1 pseudogene is annotated in these 1461 nt (G+C 33.4%); it reads right to left on the bottom strand.

Features of this window, described 5'->3' with window-relative positions:
* Window positions 1-93: 93 nt before the first annotated feature.
* Window positions 94-1237 (bottom strand): annotated as a pseudogene (locus F6K23_RS40435) (IS701 family transposase).
* Between the last annotated feature and the right edge of the window lie 224 nt (window positions 1238-1461).

Here is a 1461-nt window from a genome sequence, read left to right as displayed (position 1 = left end):
TCGCACTAAATCTGTTAAGCGATTGCTGACGCAAAGCTCCGCTAACGCCTCAACACAAGTATCATTATGAAAACAAGAGTCAAAAAATACCTATCAAATAAAAACAGCTCTGAATTTGATTGTGGGTTTCTTCAGTTCTTGGAGCAAATAATCAACAGAGCAATTCATGTTTGACTTTATAAATTGTTTTTCCTATTTTTACTGCTAATATGCATTAAAAATTTCCAGACTAACATCCCACAAGCAATATGATTTATTTGAAGAAAGTTTCAGACAACATTGACAGGAACATAGACCTGTTATTTGCTTAATTCTGGCGTGAAATTCTTCAATTTTCCATCTGGTTTGAGATTCAAATTCTACATCATCTTTGCTGCATTGGTTCAAGTCATTAGTAGCAATATATTCTGCTGAAGTTGGTCGAAACAGTTGCCCAGAAAAGCTTGACTGTCTTGAGTGCGTCTTACATTCTGAGGATACCTCAGAATTACGCACTCGCTTTTTTATCTCAAAGGAATTCCTTTAATTTTAATTATTTTGCCCGTTCTTTTTTCTGATTCATTCCAGTTTAATTCAGCAATATTTTTATATTTTTCTATACCACCAGTATCATCTACGCGCGCGATTTATTTTTAAGGGACAATAATAAATTTTTCCTAAATTATCTATCAATGCCATTAATCTTTGTGTTGCATACCAGCTCTCCATTAATACCATTTTAAATGGTAATTTATTGTTATTTATCACATTTAATATCATTTCTTCAACATGATCTAACTCACATTTTGTTGTCAATATCTGGATCATAAATACGGTAATCTATTATCCGCGCATTGTTCGTTTTGTGGATTAAAATAGATACAATTAACTATTCCTATTCCCCGAATTACTTGATGAACCGATACCACTATATTGTCATCGCACAAGTGCCTCTTTTCCTTCGGAATGCTTCGCAAACAGAGGAGCTACGCTTTCAATTTTATTAGCATATTTTTTATTGATTACTGTATCATCAAAAATTAGATACCCCTCTGTACATTGAACAATTTCCTCTTTCACATTTCGCCATAAGTCTTGTGTTTGCGCAGCAGTCCGCAGGAAACTTAAAGACTCTATTTTCAAATAACGATTAATCGTATCATGGCTAATGTTTTCTAAGTGATTTGCGCTTATTAGTTATAGTATAATTTGTAGAATAACTTAGCAAATATTGGTATGGGATCAATATAGTTAAAATTCATATCGTTAGCGGAGCTTTGCGTCAGCAATCACTCTTAACAACATTTATAGATAATTATATTATAAGCGTGAGTATTTTGATGAAATTTATGAACATGGAGCAACAGCTACCAAACTTAGAGCAGTACACTATATATAGTGTATTGACCTAAGTCCTGATAATGATACTTGTCTTGAGGCGTTAGCGGAGCTTTGCGTCAGCAATCGCTTAACAGATTATAG

It is taken from the genome of Okeania sp. SIO2C9 (genome assembly GCF_010672455.1).
Classification (GTDB): Bacteria; Cyanobacteriota; Cyanobacteriia; order Cyanobacteriales; family Microcoleaceae; genus Okeania.
The sequence above is the reverse complement of the archived record's forward strand: the minus strand, read 5'-3'. Positions and strand labels throughout refer to the sequence as shown.